Genomic DNA, 18756 nt, shown 5'->3' with positions numbered 1-18756 from the left:
CGGGCAAATTATGGACAAAACAACTACGGCCACATCACCCGCAAAAACTCTCAATGACGACAATCCCAACGACCCTGATCTGATGCCGGAACCAGCGGATTGCTGCAGTTCAGGCGGTTCCGTCAGCGGGCCTGAAGGCGGTCACGGCGCAGGCAGCGCAGGCGACGCAAGTAGCGGAGACGAGGAGCACGCAGGGCACGGCGGCCATGGCGGACATCACCATCGTCGCGGGCTCGCGGTGCTGCTGCCGCAATCACACCACCATCACGGCGGAAAATCCGGCTCGATGTCCGGCATGGCCGGAATGGAAGGCATGAAGGGCATGGCCGATAAATCCGGCAAACCTATGCATGCCAACCCGCGCATTGTTTTCGTCGGCAATCCCAACGTAGGTAAATCCACACTGTTCAACGCAGTGCTCGGCGCGAGCGCGACTGTGATGAATGCGCCTGGCACCACGGTTTTGGTCGAGTCCGGCAGCTTGGAACGCGACGGCGAACGCTGGGACTTTATCGATACCCCAGGCACAGCGTCACTCGATGCCTACAGCCCGGACGAACAGGTTGCGGGGGAGGCGGCGATGGGTCGTCGCAGCTACGCGAAACCCGACATCATCGTTTTTACATTCAACGCGACCTCACCTTCGAAATCGTATTATCTTTTGAGCCAGCTGATGGATCTGGGATTCCCGATTATCATCGCGGTCACCATGCTGGATCTGGCGGAAAAGCAGGATTCGCCGGTAACGCTCAAACGGCTTCAGCGCACGCTTCCCGGCATTCCGATGATCCGCGTCGACGGTCGCACCAGCTATGGCAAGGCGGAATTATTAGACACTATCGCAGCGACCTTGACCGAGATCAAAGCGGAAGCGGGACAAAAACAAGAGACAAAGAAGCTGGACAGCATTGCCGATACGTCTCGAAAGGCAATCAAATCCGCCGACTCGGCCGCGCAGACCACGCCAGAAACAGCTAAAGAGGCCGTAAGCGAAGCTGCACACAAAGCCTCAGAAGTCGTCGAGACCACGTTGGAGAAAGCGGAAAATGCAACACCACCTTTGGACGGCGGCGGAGCCGATGTTTCCCGCGAGATTCATGTGCAGCTCACACCGACACCAGTCACCAGTATTCCCGCACCATCTACGAGCGCCACGCAGGAGGAAGTCTCGCAGTGGGTACGCGCGACTTCGGACGAGCGATTCGAATGGATTGCCAAGAAACTCAAGGAAATCAACAAAGGCCTTCCGCAAGGTGCCGTGACCACGGCGAACCGCGAGACCTTCTCCGACAAGCTCGACCGCGTGCTGCTGCATCCAGCGATCGGCCTCATCGTTTTCCTCATCACGATGTTCCTTGTTTTCGAGGCGACCACGACGCTCGCTGGCCCGCTGCAGGACTGGTTCGATGTCACGCTGCGCGGCTGGTGCACCGACGGCATCGCCTGGATCTTCACCGCTATCGCAGGCAAGGGCTCGCTTGACGGATGGCTCTATTCGCTTATCGTCGATGGGTTCCTCAACGGCGCGATCACGGTCTGCACGTTCATTCCGCCGATGGGCATCATGTTCATCATCCTTTCGTTGCTCGAGGATTCCGGCTATCTGGCGCGCGCAGCATTCGTAATGGATCGCGCGATGCGCATGGTCGGCCTCGACGGGCGGGCGTTCCTTCCGCTGGTGGTTGGCTTCGGCTGCAACCTGCCGGCACTGGCCTCAACACGTACGCTACCCGATTCACGGCAACGCTTATTGACAGGCCTGTTGATTCCGTTTACCTCCTGTTCGGCACGTCTAAGCGTCTACGTGGTACTGGCTTACGCGTTCTTCGGCAAATACGCCGGCCTCGCCATTTTCCTGATGTACGTCAGCTCCATCGCCATCATCCTCGCGGTCGGCTTCGCATTGCGCAAGACGCAGTTCAAGGACCTCAAAACCCAGCCGTTCGCCATGGAATTACCGCCGTACCAGATGCCACGGCTGCTGCAACTGTTGAAATCTGTGCTGCAGCGCCTCTGGTCGTTCATCACCGGCGCGAGCTCTGTGATCGTTACCATGCTCATCGTTGTGTGGGTGCTTTCCGCCATCCCGATTTCCGCAGGAGCGGCCGGCACCAATTCCTTCGGCCATGTCGACAAAGTCGAAAACTCCGTTTTCGGCGCGGTTTCGACGTCCATCGCACCGGTCTTCAAGCCGGCCGGGTTCGATGATTGGCACGCCTCGGCCGCGCTGGTCACCGGTTTCGTAGCCAAGGAAGTCGTGGTCGGCTCGCTTTCGCAGAGCTACGCCATCAATGATTCCGGCAACCAGTCCGAGCAGGCCGAAGGCCAGGGGAGCCTCGGTCAGGCGGTGCATAAGAGCTTCGAGAAGTCCAGCGACGGCCATCCGAATGCTGCGGCCGCAGCGTTCATGATCTTCATCCTCGCCTATACGCCGTGCCTGGCGACGGTGGCCGAAATGAAGCGACAATACGGCATGAAAACCGCGCTGCAATCGGTGGGCACGGGGCTGATAGTGGCTTATATTCTCGCCATTATCGTCTTCCAAGTCGGGCGATTATTATGACAACCAGGCTTATCAACAATGATGGTTTTCGCAAAATCTCCAGCAGTCCTACAAAACTATCAAACCCCGATAATCAAACCTCTGCATCGGTTTCTGAGAAAGTTATTTCCGGTCTCACCCGCGGCCAAACCCCACGTATGATTGCCGTTAATCTCAATCTGCCGCTGGATTTCGTCGACCTCGTCATCGAACAAGAACGCGCTGCGGGCCATATTAACATTTACGATCTGCGTTCGTGCAACTCCACCACAGGCGAAGGCTGCAACCCCGATCCGGATTCCCTGGTCTGCGCCGGTTGCCCGATTCTTCCAAAGGCCATCCGCCAACGTCAGTCTGTTTTCGGCCGTCTCAAGGCGAAGTTGAGCAAATAAAGTAACCCAAGATAAAGTAAGCCATTGCGACAGACAATATTCGCGAAAAACGTCGGTACGCCTAATCAGGCTGCATATATAAAAGTCGGGACGGCAAGAGTTTCAATTCTTGTCATCCCGAATTAAATTTAGCAATCTATGATTTTACTCAGAGATCACACTTCATTCAGCCACGCAGAACAACTACTCCATCTACGCTCGCAACGGAATCGCCGCTAGCCAACCGGGCAGTGAAGTCGCAGCCATCGGAACTCGTGACTTTGACGCCGTCGGCGGTCTTGACGGCATCAAACGTAACGCTCGAACCGTCTTCCTCCACGACCTCGACCGAAGCGCTGCCGACCTGATCGAGGTAGACGCGCACCTCCGGGTTCCTGCCGAACTCATACTCCGCCGATTCGGCTCCCGGATGGGTCACGATGACGCTGCCGTCGCGCACCCAAAGCGGTATCGAGTCGAAATCGTGACGTTCATGGCGCCATACCCCGGCATCCGTCCGCACCGTCTCGCCGGTGAACCAGTTGACCCAAGTCCCTTTCGGCAGATAGTAATCGACATCGCCGGAATAAGTGAAGACGGGCGCGACGAGCAGGCTCGGGCCGAACATATACTGCCGGTCGAGCGGACGTGCGGTCAGATCGTCAGGGAATTCCATGAACATGGAGCGCATGACCGGCGTGCCGTTGCGGTGCGGCTCAAGCCCGATGCGGTAGATATACGGCATCAGCGAGAGCTTGAGCTTCGTGAACTTGCGTACCACGTCGACGGCAGTCTCGCCGGGGCGCAGCGCGACGCCGTTCTTCTCGTCCTCTTCATCGAAGAGCCACGGCACACGGTATACGGTCGATCCGTGCATACGCGAGTGCGAGCCGAGCAACCCGAAGGCCGACCAGCGCTTGTACACCGCGGAATCGGGTTTCGCGCCCTCGAAACCGCCGATATCGTGGCTCCAGAAGCCGAAACCGGAGGATACCAGCGAAAGGCCGGCACGCAGCGATTGGGCCATGCCGTTGAACGTCGATTCGCAATCGCCGCCCCAGTGGCAAGGCTGTCTCTGGCCGCCGACGGTGGCGGAACGGGCGTAAAGCACGGCGTTGCCCTTGCCGCGTTCCTCTTCGATCGCCTTGAACACGGTCTGGTTGTATAGCTGGGTGTACCAATTATGCATCGAGAGCTTGTCGGAACCGTCGTACCAGACGACATCGCGGGGGATACGCTCGCCGAAATCGGTCTTGATGGCGTCCACGCCTTGCCGCAGCAGATGCTTCACCTTGTCGGCGAACCAATCGCAAGCCGCGGGGTTCGTGAAATCGACCAGGCCCATGCCGGCCTGCCACAAATCGGTCTGCCAGACGTCGCCGTTGGCCTTCTTGACGAGATATCCCTTCTGCTTGCCTTCCTCGAACATCTTGCCGCGTTGGCCGACGTACGGGTTGATCCAGGCGCAGATATGCAGGTGCTTCTCGTCGTGGAGACGCTTGAGCGTGGACTCGATGTCGCCGAAGAAACGCTTGTCCCACTCGAAATCGCACCATTGGAACTGACGCATCCAGTAACAGTCGTAATGGAACACGCTCAGCGGGATGCCGCGATCGGCCATGCCGTCGATGAACGAGTTGATGGTCTTCTCGTCGTATTTCGTGGTGAAGGAGGTCGTCAGCCACAGGCCGTAGCTCCACGCGGGAACGTTGGCCGGCCTGCCGACCAGCCCGGTGTAGCGCCGCAGGATCTCCTTGGGCGTCGGGCCATAGACGACGCAGAAATCAACTTCTTCGCCGGGCACGGAGAACTGAACGGCCTCCGTATCCTCGCTGCCGATCTCGAAGGAGACATGACCGCGGTTGTTGACCAAGACGCCATAGCCGTTCGAGGTCATATAGAAGGGGATGTCCTTGTATCCCTGCTCGCTGGCCGTGCCGCCGTCCTCGTTCCAGATATCGACGCTCTGACCGTTCTTGACGTACGCGCCGAAACGCTCGCCAAGGCCGAAGACCTGCTCGCCGACGCCCAACGAGAGCTTGACCGCGCTGAACACGTCCGACTCGTCGAAGGCGCTGCCGTCCGTGGTGACGCCGAATTCACCGACCGGCTGGGCCGAAACCGCAGACAGCTCGTTCAATTTGAACCTTCCGATACCTTTGTTGAGCGAATGGGTGATGGTCTTGCCGTCCGCTTCAAACGAAAGGTTCCACGGGCTGCCTTTGGTCACTTTCACCGAAAGCGGGCCGGAAGTCAGCGAAACGCTCGCGCCGTCCTCGCCCACTTCGCCGTCGCCGTTGCCTTGCGCGTCGGTTGAAACATACTCGCGATGCTTGTCGGCGTCGACATTCAGCGGGAAGCCATATGCCTGCGTGGCACCGTCCCAATGCCGGGCGACAACCCTGATGATGCCCTCCGCCGGCGTGGTGATGTGCACGTCGAACGTCGGCAGGTTCAGGATGTCGTTGCGCCCACCAACAGGTTTCGTGGTCGCGAGGATATCGAGGCTTTCCCCGTCGTCACCGACGCGAAGCTCATAGGCCTCGCGCGCGTAAAGCGCTTCGACGTTCGGACGGGTGAGCCAATAACCATTGGTAAATTTCATTTATTTCACAGCTCCTACAGTGATTCCGCGCGAAAGCGTGCGCTGGAAGATGAGATAGAAAATCAACGTCGGTACGATGCTGATAAGCGACGCTGCGGCGGTCGTCGTGACATCCATCAGGCGGTCTCCGGAAAGCGAGCTTACCGCAATCGGCACGGTTTGCGTGGCGTTGTCTACAAGGAATGCCATCGGGATCATGTATTCGTTCCAGGTCCAGATGAAGAAGAACACGAGCAGGACGCTCAATGTCGGCCTGGAGATCGGGAAGACAATGTCCTTGAAAATACGCCAGCGACTTGCACCGTCGATGGCCGCCGCCTCCAAAATAGCTTTGGGGAACGTACCGTAAACGGACGACAGCAGGTAAGTACCGAACGCGCTTTGTATTACGCTAAATATGATGACGATCGACCACTGGGAATTGTACAGCCCCATGGCCTTGAACATGATATAGAGCGGGTATAGCAAGGCTTCCTGCGGCATCATATTGGCCAGCATAATCAGCAGGGTGATCCAACGACGACCCTTTACGCGACCGATACCGAGCGCGAAGGAGTTGAACATCGAAAGCACCACGCCGATAATGGCGACCAAGCCGGAAATCCAGATGCTGTTCCACACCTTTTCCGGGAAGTTGACGCGGTTCCAGAACTTCATCAGACCGACGGTGCTGAATTCCTTCGGCCAGCTCAACGGGCCCGAGGAATTGTAGTCGATAGGGGTCTTGAATGCATTGAGTAACAGGACGATGAACGGGAAGAGCATGATCACACCGCCGATAATCAGCAGCGCAAGTATCACCCAGTCTCCGGGGGCACGGTTCTTTTTCCCTTGGGGGATACGGGACTTGGACTTATGACCAGTTTGCATTTCTACGGTTGCACTCGACATAATTACTCCTCGTCTTCCTTCTCAACCTTTTGCTGCACGGCAGTGAAAGCAATGGAAACGATAATGATCAGGATTGTCAGCGCAGTCGCGATGGCGGCACCATAACCAACTTGCTGCGACTGGAAGAACTGTGTATATGAATAGTAGGAAGGCACAATCGTCGACGTGCCAGGTCCACCCTTGGTCAACATATAAACCGGGCCGAACACCTTCAAGGCGGCGATGGTGCAGGTAAGCGCGACCACGAAGATCTCCGGCTTGATACTCGGCAACGTGATGGCCAGGAACCGCTGCCACCAATTCGCCCCGTCGAGGCTCGCCGCCTCGTAGAGTTCCGGATCGACGCGCTGCAGGCCAGACATGAAGATGATCAGCGGGTAGCCAAGCTGAATCCAGATCATGATGATCATCAGGAAAATCAAGGCCGTATCCGGAGCACCAAGCCAGTTGTGCTGGAATTTGCCGAGGCCGATATCCTTCAGCAACGCGTTCAAAGCACCGTTCTCAGGACGGAAAATCCATCCCATGACCAGAGACGCAACCGCGATTGGCAGCAACTGCGGGAAGTAATAAACGGCTCTCAGGGTCGATGCGGTCTTGGCGCCGAATTTTTTCTGCACAACGTCGAAAATCAGCGATGCCAGAATAAGACCGATCAAAATAGGAATAACCACCATCGCGATGATCATCCACACCGAATTGCGGAAGGACACCCAGAAGGTCGAGTCCTTCATCAGACGGGACCAGTTGGCCAGACCTGCCCATACCGGCGGCTTGATACCGCGATAATTCGTGAAACTCAGATAGATGTTCCAGCAGGCCGGGATGACGATGATCCACAGCAGCATTATCAGTCCAGGGACCAGATACAACCAGAAACGATTCGACGGATTGCCCGGTATCCTTGACATATTTTTCTCGTCCGTATGCTTCTCGGGACGATTTTTCGTATTTTTTCGCGAGCTCATCAGTAGGATTCCCCTCACTCGACAAATCTAAATCAAACAAATAAATGCCTGTGACTTTGTTCAGAGCCACATCAACAGAGCCACAGGCATAAAGAGGGCAGCTATCAGGACTTCACTCCGGCTGTCTGGACACCCTTGTCGTAATTCGCCTTCATCTGATCCAGAACGGCCTTCGGATCAGAGGTGCCATTGACCAGTTCCTGCAACGAAGCATTGAGCTCGTCGTAGAAGGTCGAAGTGGGCCAATCGGGATAGAAACCGAGCGCGTTGTCCTTGAGAACACCGTTGTAGGAGACAATCAGTTCCTTGGTCTTGGGATCGGTGATCGCATTGGGCTGGGCGGCAATCGGCAGACCGCCGGAATTGCCCATGAGGTTCTGGATTTCGGGGCTCAGCGTGATGTTGATGAACTTCGCGGCGAGATCCTTCTTCTTGGAACGATCCGGAATCACCCAGACGTTACCGGAGGAACCCACGACCTTCTTGGTCTCGGGGAAGAGGGAAGTCGTCCAGTTGACCTTCGGGATCTCCTGCTGGAAGCGGCCGAACCACCAAGTGCCCGAGAAGAACATCGGATAGGTGCCGTTCATGAAGCCCTGGCCCGCATCCTCGGCCTTGAGGCCGGTGCAGTCCTTGGAAATATAACCCTTCTTGACCCAATCCTGAATCGTCTGGGTGGCGTACGTCATGGCCGCTCCGTGCCAATCAACCTTGCCGTCATACATCTCATAAGCCTTGATAAGCTGGGGGCTCGCCTTTTGCAGAACCAGCTGCCACCACAGATGCTGCAGCGGATATTCCGCAACACCTTCGGAAAGCGGGGTCACGCCATTATCGACGAACTTCTGCATCGCCGCTTCAAGCTCGTCCATCGTCTTCGGGATGGCGATGCCGTACTTGTCGAACATGTCCTTGTTGTAGTACATCATGATGTCTTCGCCGTAATTGGTGATGCCATACCAATTACCGGAGCCCATGACGCCCTTATCGTTGTATTTGCCGGTATCGGCCAACGTGCCCTTGATCTTGCTGTCCCACTTATACTTCGAGACATAGCTGTCGAGGTTGGTCAGCAGCCCCTGGCTGGCAAGCAGGCCGGCCGTGGCGTTGCCCTTGTTGTATTCCATGACGTCCGGGGCCTGGTCGGAATTGAGGATCTGCGAGGCGTTCTGGCGAATCTGCTCGAAGGATTTCTTCTCGAACTTCACCTTGACGCCGGTCTGCTTCTCAAAGACCTTCATGGCCTGTTTCCAAGCCTTGCCCTGAGCGCCGTTGTCTTCCTCGTAATGCCAGATTTTGATGGTCTTGGGGTCCTTCTCTTGCGCGGAATCAGAACTATTCCCGCAGGCGGACAGGCCCAAAGTGCCAAGAGCCGTAGCAGCCGCAAGTGCCGCGGCCACAAAGCGATGTAGCGATTTCATCGTTCTCCCTTTCTTTATGCAACTTTGCAATACCGAGCCAACTTCGCTCGTAAGAGTTAGTTTATTCAACTTACTAAAGAGAACAGAATTATTTCGATACTTTTCGACAGTGCCTCAGCTTTTTCTGGCTTTAACCATCGACCCGCGCTTGAGATATTTAGGAGGAATCAGTTCAACTGCCCCAATATCGCTGCGTTTGCCGGAAAGCATGTCCATCAGCACATCGACGGAACGCCCGCATGAGACGAAAGGCATCATCGGAATCTCGTCGACGGGAATGGTCATCTTGGCCGTGTTGCCGAACGTACCAAGCGCGAGAATCGACATATCGCGCGGCACGTCGAGCCCACGCCGCTGAAACGAGCGAATCAGCATCTCGATCTGCTCGAGGTTGCACTGCGCAAAGACCACGCTGAGTTCAGGGTCCTGCCTGAAAGCGTCTTCCACGGACTGCTCGATATCCTCCATACTGCCACTGTGGATATAGTTATGAACGACATTCATGCCATGTTTCGCGGCGGTCTCATCGACGGATCTTTCCGTGCGAATCAGGAAATTCGAACCCTTCGCATAGGCCTCCTCGTTGGAACCCATCATCAGCACGTGCCGGTGGCCGAGTTTATAGGCCTTTTCCACCGCCCACTGACCCATCAACTTGAAGTCGAGATCAATCGAAATCACACCTGAACCGTTGTTTGAATAACCGATGGAGACCACGGGAATCCGGGCCATCTTGGCCTGTTCGACCCGCGGGTCGTCGAGTTCGACATCGAGCAGCAGCAGGCCATCGACCATGCCGGAATCCGAAATCCGCTTCAAATCGTCGTTTTCCTCTTCCCCCATCAGCAACAAAACGTCATAGCCGTAATGCTGTGCACGCTGGGCGACGCCGAAAAAGAACGCCGAATAATTCGTGTAATCCGTCCAATCATGCTCCGGAGAGCTCAACGCGAGCATGTTGGTACGGGTGCCGCGCAGGACGCGTGTGCCGCCTCGAGGAAAATAATTCAACTCACGGGCGGCTTGCAGCACACGGATTTTCGTTTCGACCTTGACCGAGCGCTTGCCGCTCATCACATACGAAACCGTGCTGATGGATACGCCGGCACGCTTGGCAACATCCTTGATTCCCGCCATTGGTGACCTCGACATCAAATCGACAGCAGATACTTCATCATATGACAAAAGAAGGAGACGTGCGTAATTGCGCGGCTCCTCCTTAAATCGGCCTGATTCAGATTGATTCAGATGGCATTCGCCTTGACGATCTGGGCATAACGCAGGCCGGAATCCTTCCAGATACGCTGCTGGTTGCTGTAATCGACACGAACGATGCCGAACCGTTTCGTATAGCCCAAGGCCCATTCGAAATTATCCAGCAGAGACCACGCGAAATAGCCGATGACATTGGCACCGGCCTCCATCGCGTCCGCCATTGCGCGAATGTGGGCGTTCAGATAGGCCACGCGATCGGGGTCGTGGACGATGGCCCCATTGGGCATCGACGCATCCGCCTCAACGGTGTCGTCCCAGGCGGAACCGTTTTCGGTAATCATCAGCGGGGTATCCGGAAAACGCTTGCTCAGCTCTACAAGCAGCTGCGTCAACGCGGCGGGTTCCTGATTCCAGCCCATCGCCGTCAATTGGCCTTCCGGCGGCAAAGTCTCGACCATCTGTTGCGCAGGCATGGCGCCAAAATGACGGTCGTCCTCATCAGCTTCGGGAACGCTTGCGGCGCGACGGACATGATTACTGGAGTAATAATTCACGCCCAGCGCGGCCAGCGGCTGACGTATCGTCTCCATGTCGCCGTCCCTGACGAAGTCCCAATCGATGATGTCGCTGGTGGCTTCAGCAATTTCCGGGTCATAGCGGCCTTCCAGCATCGGCCCCAAAAAGACCTCGTTGGCAAACAGGTCGGCACGACGTTTCGCGGCGATATCGTCCGCGCTGTCGGAAACGGCGATATTGGCCGCAAGATTCAGCGTCACGGAAACCTTGGCATCGTCTCCGAGCTCATGGTGCACGGCCTGAGCCGCCAATCCGTGGGCCAAATTGAGATGGTGCACAGCCTTCAGCGCCTGCTCGTAGTCCTGGATGCCGGGGGCGTGCGAGCCGTTTCCATAACCGAGATAAGCCGTGCACCAAGGCTCATTGAGCGTTGTCCAAGTGTCCACGCGGTCGCCAAAAGCCCGGGCAAGGGCCTGCGCATAATCGGCAAAACGCAACGCCGTTTCACGAGACGGCCAGCCACCCTGATCCTGCAGATATTGCGGCAAATCCCAGTGATACATGGTGAGCACCGGCTTGATATCGGCCTCACGCAAGGCATCGAGCAGGCGAAGGTAATGGTCGATGCCGCGCTGGTTGATTTTGCCGTCGGCGCTGGGCACGATACGCGGCCAGGCCACCGAAAAACGATAGGCCCGCACCCCGAGCTTTTTCATCAGCTCGATGTCTTCGGGATAGCGGTGATATTCGTCGCAGGCCTCCTTGCCGGAGGACTTGTCGGCAATCCTGCCCGGCTGGGCGCAGAACGTGTCCCAAATCGAGGGCGCACGGCCGTCTTCTTCGATAGCCCCTTCTACCTGGTACGCCGCGGTTGCCGTACCCCACGTGAAATCGTTCGGAAATTGAAACGTCATCTTTGTGTATCCTTTTCCTTTTTTATTTGAGATCGGAAGTCTACTGGCACGCAGCAGACTTCGCATTCAGGGTAGCAATACATGCCTAAATCGGAAAAGAAGCACCGATGGGAATCGGACAAAATCGAGCAGATAAAAGCTGCTCAGTCACCGTTGGCATCGGCTGAGACTGAGCCAAGTAAAAACTTGCTCAGCCCCAGCTGATACCGGCTTTTATAGGTCGCTGGTTTGGCAATCGCCGTAACACTTGATGGCGGCGGAGAGAGACATGCCCAATAGCAGCGTGAACACGGCGACGAACGCCACCAACGCTACGCTAGAACCGGTTTTAGTGAGGATGCCGTTACCACTGGCACCATTGGCATTCGCACCATTCACGGAATTACCGGAATCGCCAGAATTACCCGCACCCGAAGGCGCGACGGGCGGTTTGCCCTCGCGGAAGGGGACAAACGCGGAGAGTCCGACGGCACCATGACCCGATCCAAGCGTCAGCGTGAAGGGCTGCGATCGCTGGTAACCGACCGGAGCCACGGTTTCGGTGACGGTCCACTTGCCCCACTTGAGGCCGTAAATCCTGAATTTGCCAGGCGTTGGATCCCGATCGACCCCGATGCAGACCTCGGCGGTGCAATCCTCGACTTCAAGGCTTTGGCCTTCAGGACCGGTCAACAGCCATCTGGAGCCGCGCAGCAGAGTCGTGCCATCCTGGTCGAAACGGGACCATCCCAGCGTGCCGGGCTCGTCCACGTTCTTCAACGTGACGATGACATCTGCATCGGCAGGCACCTGGAACGTGCCGTCGGGATTGATCGTAATCGGGGTGCCGTCGGCAAGTTCCGCCTTGATATCGCTTTGCTTGTAGCCCTCATTGAGTAGCTGGCGCACGGAATAAGTGCCGTCACTGACGTACTCAGGCTGGTCGAGCGCAACGTCACGTTCCGCACTGCCTTGCGGAGTCAGCATGACCTGAGAGCCGTCACCGGCCGCCGTGCCACCATAACGGTAATCGCGTTCGCGCTTCACGGTGAGCCTCGACCGATGGGTGGTGACCTTGCGGATGCCGGTCACGCTCTCGCCGTTAGCCAGCGCCGTCTTTGCATCGGCCAACGTCAGCGGAGTGGAATGAGCGGTATCACTGTTCTTGTAATACATAATGTTGCCAACCTGCACATAACCGTCTTTAGCAGAACCGGTAATGCTGGTAATGTTGCCGGCCGAAATCTGCGGTGCGCCTTCCGTATAGGTTGCAGGACCACCACTGGTCGGAGCCACAGTAAAGTTGAAGTCGCCGGGCTGCGCGTCGCCACGTTCCACCTGCGTCTTAAGCGTCAACGTCGCATCCGTCTGCGGCGCCACGGTCTGCTCGCAGACAACGCTGTCGCCATTTTCGAGCGCTACAGTTGCATCCGTAACGGTCACCGGCGTCGAACCGATTCTGCAGGCCAACGGACTCGTAACCTTGTAGCCCGGTTTGCTGCTCATATCCGTCGTAATCTTGTAGGAGCCTTCAGAGAAAGGCACACCGGTACTATCAGGCATCGTAGTTGCGCTCCCGCTTGGCCTAGGAGTCGCTTTTACCGGGAAGTCGGCAAGCGTCGCCGTGCCTCCACCGGCGATATGCGTGATCACCTTCAATGTGGGGTTCGAACGTATCAGCTTTTTAAACGTGCACTGCACGTTGGAATCGGCGGGCATAGTAAATTTGCCGTTGGCATCCGTCGATACCGCAGCGCTGCCGTGGGCCAAATCAATGCACGAAAGCTCGCTGGAATAGCGGCTTTCGGTGCTCGCCGAGCCACCCGCAAGCGGGGCGGAAATCGTGTAATCAACGCCATTGGTCAGATATTTCGGGCCGACCTGTTCGTTTTGAACGCCAAACGAGGTTCCAGCTGTAGTCGCGCTACCGACTTCTGCGTTCGAAGGATTCTTAGTGGACATCGCGAACTGATCCAAAGGATTGTGACGGCCATCAGGCAGGTTCACGCGCACATTGAGCATCGAAACGTGCACATCGGCCGCGTAGTCTTCAACCTCGCCGCCCGTGGTCACGCCGGTGGGAGTAAGCCGCATAATGCTACCGCCACCTACCGTTTCATCGGTGATGCGTACCCGCTCGAACGATTGCGTCTGCGTGCCTTCGCCCTTAACAGCTGGCTGGGCACTTGCGGGCACATTCCACGTCAATGTTGCCGAAGAACCGGTGGACGAACCGGAATCAGTGACGCAGGCCTGTTGGTCACTGCCTTCAGTGGCATTGTCGAAATATCCGTCATGATTCCAGTCAATCCAGCCTTTTACCTCGGCGTCCGCGGTGGATTTGCATGTCACCTTCTGAGTGAATGTACCATCGGCGGCGGGATTGATCTGCACATTGGCGCCTGGGGAATAAGCCACGCCGTCCTCATCATCTTTGATGAATCCCGAAATTTTATCGCCGCTGACATCATCACCGTCGGCATCGGCGGAATGATGGCCGTCCGATTCGGAGTCCTCATGTACCCCCAAAAGCGGAGTCGGCTCATCAGAATTGGCGAGTTTGGCCGAATTGGAAGCAAACTGGTCTTTAGCGTCTGAAAGATTGAACAAAGTGCCACCGACCATACTGTCCCCGGGAGCAGTGTCCGGGTCAATCGGATCCCCTGTATAAGTGGTGCCAGTAATATCCGTACCAAGTTCGCCACCGGCCCATTGTGGCTGAAACAGCGAGCTGGCAGCCCCATAACTTGCCGGCGCATCGCCGAAATCGGAAAGCGCGATACTACCCAGCGCCACGGCCGTATTGCCACCACCCTTAAGAGTGACGCGTGCACTCTGCGAATTCTGCAGGAACATCACCGAAGCGGGGCCAACGCCTCCAGAATTTGAGCATTGCTCTCCATTGGAACGGAAACGCATAGTGTTGACCTTAAGTTCCGCAACCGAATCCGTAGCACATCCTGCATTACGATAACTATCAATCAAACGCCATGTCGGAGTCTTTCCAGGTAGATTACTTTGCGGCGTCGCCTTGATGTATTCCTGTTGGCTGTAGCCAAGGCGATCAACCCAATTATTGGACTCCGCATCCGCAAAAACAAGGCCCTGCATGGGAACATTCGTAAATGGGGCAGTATTTGTGGACGCATCAAGCGTTGGAGAAGGAGTCGAAGAAATCAAATATGTAGCGCAACTAAAATCAAAAGTCACTTTTCCGGCGTCATCTTTGTTCTTCAAGCCAGTGACCATCGTATTCGAGCCACCGGAACCACCCTGGTTGTACATATATGGCAAACCATCACCGGGCCAATCGCCGGATTTATAGGTCGTCAATGGATATGTTGTCGAAAGTGCGTTATTGACACCACCAGTGGGGGAAGTCACAGCGCAACGCGTGGAAATCCAATGGTCATCGCCAACTTTGGAAGGGGTGGTCCACACTACTTTGTCACTGTCGATTTCTTCTTCACTGCTGCTCCATTGCACCCAATCGATGGCATTAAGCATCCGGCCCTCACCACCGGTCGCGATGATCTGCGGACCAACCGACGGCTGGCTTCCCGGCGGATCCGCAACTGCCGTTCCCGTCGCCGTAATGCCGGCCAAACCCATGGCAAATACGCCGATCGCACCCGTTAGCTTAGCAACAACTCTGTGCCCAGCCATCTTTCCGGCTCCTCTCATTGAACCTCACGGAAATGCGTACAACTCTGGATTACAAATTGAATTACAAATTCTATTATCAATAATAGTACAAATTAAAAGTGTTTATATAATTATACAGTCAACGAATTTGGAGAAATAATTTGGCCGGTTTCCGTCCGATTTTCTGGGAAGGAAACCGGCCAAATATGTTCAACTGCCTAGCACGGCAGGTGCAGCCTTACTTGCCGCTCACTCCTCGCGACGGCCCATCACCTTGGCAGTGCCCGTTGCGAGCACAAGTCCCAGAGCCAAGGTCGCGAAGGCAATCACCACAACGATTGCGATGTCGGAACCAGTGGCGGAAAGCCGCGGACCGGGCTTGCCGTCCTTGAAGCTGGCGAGCTTGAGCAAACCGTTCTTGCCTTCGGCGGGGTTGAGCGTCACGGTGACAGGGTCGGCAAGCGTGTGGCCGGCCGGAGCGACCGTCTCGGCAATGGTCCACTTGCCCCACTTGAGGCCGGTGACACGGAACTTACCGGGTGTCGGGTCCTTGTCGAGACCGGTGCAGACCTCGGCGGTGCAATCCTCGATGTCGAGCTTTTCACCGTTGGGGCCGGTAAGCTGCCACTTGGAGCCGGAAAGCAGGGTCTTGCCATCCTGATCGAAGCGGGACCATTCCAGCGTGCCGGGCTCGTCCACGTTCTTCAGCGTGATCACCACGTCGGCGTCGTCGGGCACATGGAACGTGCCGTCAGGATTGATCGCGACCGGCGTGCCATCGGCGAGCGCCACCTTGATGTCGCTCTGCTTGTAGCCTGCCCTCAGCAGCTGAGCCACCGAATAGGCGCCTGCGGCGACATACTCCGGTTGGTCAAGCGACATAGCCTGGACACTGCCGCCCTGCTGGTTCAGCGTGATCTTGGAACCATCGCCCGAGGACGTGCCGCCGTAGCGGTAGTCCCGGTCGAGCTTGACGGTGATCTTGGGCTGGTGAGTGGTGACCTTGCGGATGCCGGTCACGCTCTCGCCGTTGTTGAGCGCGATCTGCGCCTCGGCCAACGTCAGCGGAGTGGTGTGATTGGTGTCGCTATCCTTGTAATACACAATCGCAGCAGATTCCACGTAGTTGGCCTTGTTGGAACCGACCACGCTGGCAATGCCACCGGCCGGCGGGGCTTGTGGCACACCGTCTGCGTACGTCACCGCAGCGCCCGTGGTCGGGTTGACGGTGAAGTTGAAATCACCGGGCTTCGCGCTGCCGCGTTCCACTTCCGTCTTGAAGGTCAGCGTCGGGGTCTTGGGCGCCACGGTCTGCTCGCAGACCACGCTGTCGCCGTTGGACATCGCCACCGTCGCGTCAGTAAGGCTGATCGGCGTACCGCCCAAGGTGCAGGCCAGTGGGCTGGTCACTTTGTAGCCGGGCTTGCTGGACATGTCGGTGCTGATCTTGTAGGAGCCTTCCGGAAGAGGCAAACCGGTTCCGTCAGGCAGAGACACAGCGGAACCTCCAGCTGTCGGCTTCGCAGTCACCGGGAAATCGGCAAGCGTTGCCGTGCCACCGCCAGCGATATGCGTGGTCACCGTCAAGGTCGGGTTGGAACGTATCAACTTCTTATAGGTGCATTGAATATTGGAATCGTAGCTTACCGGCGTCGTGATCTTGCCATCCGTCACCGTCACCGGTGTGGCCGGACTGTTGGCCTGATCCTCGCAGGTAAGTTCGGTGGAATACCTGCTCTCGCCACTGGCCGAACCGGCGTCGAGCGGAGCCGCGAGCGTATACTGCGAATTCGAATTGACGCTTGTGGGCGCAATCTGAGCACTCTGCACACCTGACGCGCCACCAGTGGTCGTGGCGCTGCCGACGGTGCCGTTGGTGGAATCCTTGACGGTCATCGCGAACTGATCACTGCCGGCGTATCGTCCGCCAGGTAGATCCATCAACACGCTGAGCGTGGGGATATAGACGTCGACCGCATAATCCTCAACTTCGCCATTAGTGGTGGTGATACCAGAAGCGGCTAGTGTCCCAACCGAACCGGGACCAAGAGGACCGGTGTCGCCGGCGATACGCACGCGCTCGAACGTCTGGCCGCTTGGAGTCTCGCCCTTAACGGAACGCTTGGCATCATTCGGAATCGTCCAAGTCAACGTAGCAGTGCCTTGAGAATAATTACCCCCAGATGGAGCCGAACCCACGCATTGCACCTGATCGCTAGCTTCAGAACTCTCGTCAAAGACACCATTGTGGTTCCAGTCGATCCACCCTTTCACACGTGCGGCCGCAGTATCCGTTGCACAACTGACCACTTGGGTAAACGTGTTGCTCGTTGGCAGAATTTTGACATTCTTATCAGTCGGAGTGTTGTTGTGTGGCGCGGCATCCAAACCATCCTCGTCACTCACTGCCTTGGTCGGATCAGTGGAATCGGTTTTACCATTCAGGTCATCCCAATCGGCATCGGTAGAGAAATGACGCCGAGATTCCGGATCCTCCCACACACCGAGCCTAGGTACGGAAGCGGCCATATCAGCCACCTTATTGTCAGCACGCGCTTGAGACAGGTTAAACATCGGTGAACCAATCATAGATGGATCAGGATCCTGAGGATCATTCGGGGTGGTAGTGGTGGAAAGAATATCGCTCCCGAGTTCTCCGCCTTCCCACTGCGGCTGCATAAGGGCGCTGCCGACTTTGTAGTTGGGGGCACCAGGCGAAGGCGTAACACCGGGATTGACGCCGGGCGCATCACCAAAATCAGTGGCCGCTACGACACCAAGGGCTATGGCGGTGACACCTCCACCTTTGATTTCCACATCGGCCTTTTCCGAATTCTCAAGGAACATGACCGAAGAGGGACCCTTGGAAGGTCCGCTGTTAGCACACTGCTGATCATCAGAGCGGAAACGCATGGTGTCGCCACTAAGATCCGCCACAGAATTGGTGGAGCACCCACTTGTGCGATAGCTGTCAATCAGACGCCATTTCGGCGTTTTGCCGACTTCAGGTACGGGCGTAGCTTTGATGTACTCGTGCTGGCCGCCTGACTGCCAGTTATTGGACTCCGCATCGGCAAAGACCATACCTTGGAGCGGCACTTCTTGATACGGCGAGGACGGCACGGTTTCAGTGGTATATACCGGCCGCGTGCTGGACTGAATGAGATATGCCGTGCAGGAATACTGGAAACTGACCTTCGCGGTCGGTGTCGCATTCGCCAAACCAATGGTCAATGTGTTCTCATCGGCAGGATTCGAAACCCTATTGTTATACATTTCAACCAAACCGTCACCGTACCAATCACCTGACCGGTAAGATTCCAATTGGTTCCCTGCACTCATCGGGAAACTGCCGCTCGGATCTATTTCGCAGCGGGTATTAAGCCAGTATCCGTTGCCGGCATCCGTAGCTTTCATCCACTTCGCAGTTTGACCGCTGAAGGTAGTCCCAGAGCTTGTATCCCATTCCACCCAGTTGATAGCAGCGCTCAGACGGCCGTCACCGCTGGTGGCTGAAACTCGTGGACTGATCCCGGGTGGATTCGCGTTTGCGGTGCCGGTCACCACCATGCCTGTCAGGGCCATGGCGGTCGCGCCGAGAATACCGGCCAATTTCGCCAAATTCTTGTGTCTGAACATCTTCCTCTCCTTCCAAAGAGGCCAGTAACGGTAGGTGAGTAACCGCTGTA

At 56.7% G+C, this 18756-nt stretch carries 10 protein-coding genes; 2 read left to right on the top strand and 8 right to left on the bottom strand.

Annotation, left to right across the window (positions count from 1 at the left end):
* Nucleotides 1–10: 10 nt before the first annotated feature.
* Nucleotides 11–2563: a ferrous iron transport protein B gene (gene feoB / locus OZX62_RS00180; protein WP_277176058.1), complete on the top strand. Its 2553-nt coding sequence runs from the start codon at nucleotides 11–13 to the stop codon at nucleotides 2561–2563.
* A complete protein-coding gene (locus OZX62_RS00175; protein WP_277176057.1) occupies nucleotides 2560–2934 on the top strand; it encodes a hypothetical protein in 375 nt (124 codons plus the stop codon). The genes feoB and OZX62_RS00175 overlap by 4 nt, the downstream gene beginning before the upstream one ends.
* Before the next feature lie 166 nt (nucleotides 2935–3100).
* Here OZX62_RS00175 and yicI read toward each other — a convergent pair whose 3' ends face one another.
* From yicI to OZX62_RS00135, 8 genes are all read right to left on the bottom strand, one after another.
* Entirely contained in the window at nucleotides 3101–5518 is a 2418-nt protein-coding gene (gene yicI / locus OZX62_RS00170; RefSeq protein WP_277176056.1) for an alpha-xylosidase, read from the bottom strand.
* Nucleotides 5519–6388 (bottom strand): carbohydrate ABC transporter permease, encoded by an 870-nt coding sequence (locus OZX62_RS00165; RefSeq protein ID WP_277177098.1) that lies wholly within the window; start codon nucleotides 6386–6388, stop codon nucleotides 5519–5521.
* Between the two features lie 23 nt (nucleotides 6389–6411).
* On the bottom strand, nucleotides 6412–7320 hold the full coding sequence (locus OZX62_RS00160) for a sugar ABC transporter permease (protein WP_277176055.1): 909 nt from the start codon (nucleotides 7318–7320) through the stop codon (nucleotides 6412–6414).
* Nucleotides 7321–7481: 161 nt separating this feature from the next.
* Nucleotides 7482–8798: an extracellular solute-binding protein gene (locus tag OZX62_RS00155; protein ID WP_277176054.1), complete on the bottom strand. Its 1317-nt coding sequence runs from the start codon at nucleotides 8796–8798 to the stop codon at nucleotides 7482–7484.
* A 114-nt stretch (nucleotides 8799–8912) separates the two neighbouring features.
* Nucleotides 8913–9935 carry a LacI family DNA-binding transcriptional regulator gene (locus tag OZX62_RS00150; protein WP_277176053.1) on the bottom strand — a complete coding sequence of 341 codons (1023 nt, stop codon included), beginning with the start codon at nucleotides 9933–9935 and terminating at the stop codon, nucleotides 8913–8915.
* A gap of 107 nt (nucleotides 9936–10042) precedes the next feature.
* Nucleotides 10043–11443 (bottom strand): GH1 family beta-glucosidase, encoded by a 1401-nt coding sequence (locus OZX62_RS00145; protein ID WP_277176052.1) that lies wholly within the window; start codon nucleotides 11441–11443, stop codon nucleotides 10043–10045.
* Between the two features lie 213 nt (nucleotides 11444–11656).
* Nucleotides 11657–15088: a CshA/CshB family fibrillar adhesin-related protein gene (locus OZX62_RS00140; RefSeq protein WP_277176051.1), complete on the bottom strand. Its 3432-nt coding sequence runs from the start codon at nucleotides 15086–15088 to the stop codon at nucleotides 11657–11659.
* Nucleotides 15089–15316: 228 nt separating this feature from the next.
* Complete coding sequence (locus OZX62_RS00135; protein ID WP_277176049.1) at nucleotides 15317–18706, bottom strand: CshA/CshB family fibrillar adhesin-related protein; 3390 nt, start codon at nucleotides 18704–18706, stop codon at nucleotides 15317–15319.
* Nucleotides 18707–18756: the final 50 nt, after the last annotated feature.

The organism is Bifidobacterium sp. ESL0690, assembly GCF_029392315.1.
Taxonomy (GTDB): domain Bacteria; phylum Actinomycetota; class Actinomycetes; order Actinomycetales; family Bifidobacteriaceae; genus Bifidobacterium.
The sequence above is the reverse complement of the archived record's forward strand: the minus strand, read 5'-3'. Positions and strand labels throughout refer to the sequence as shown.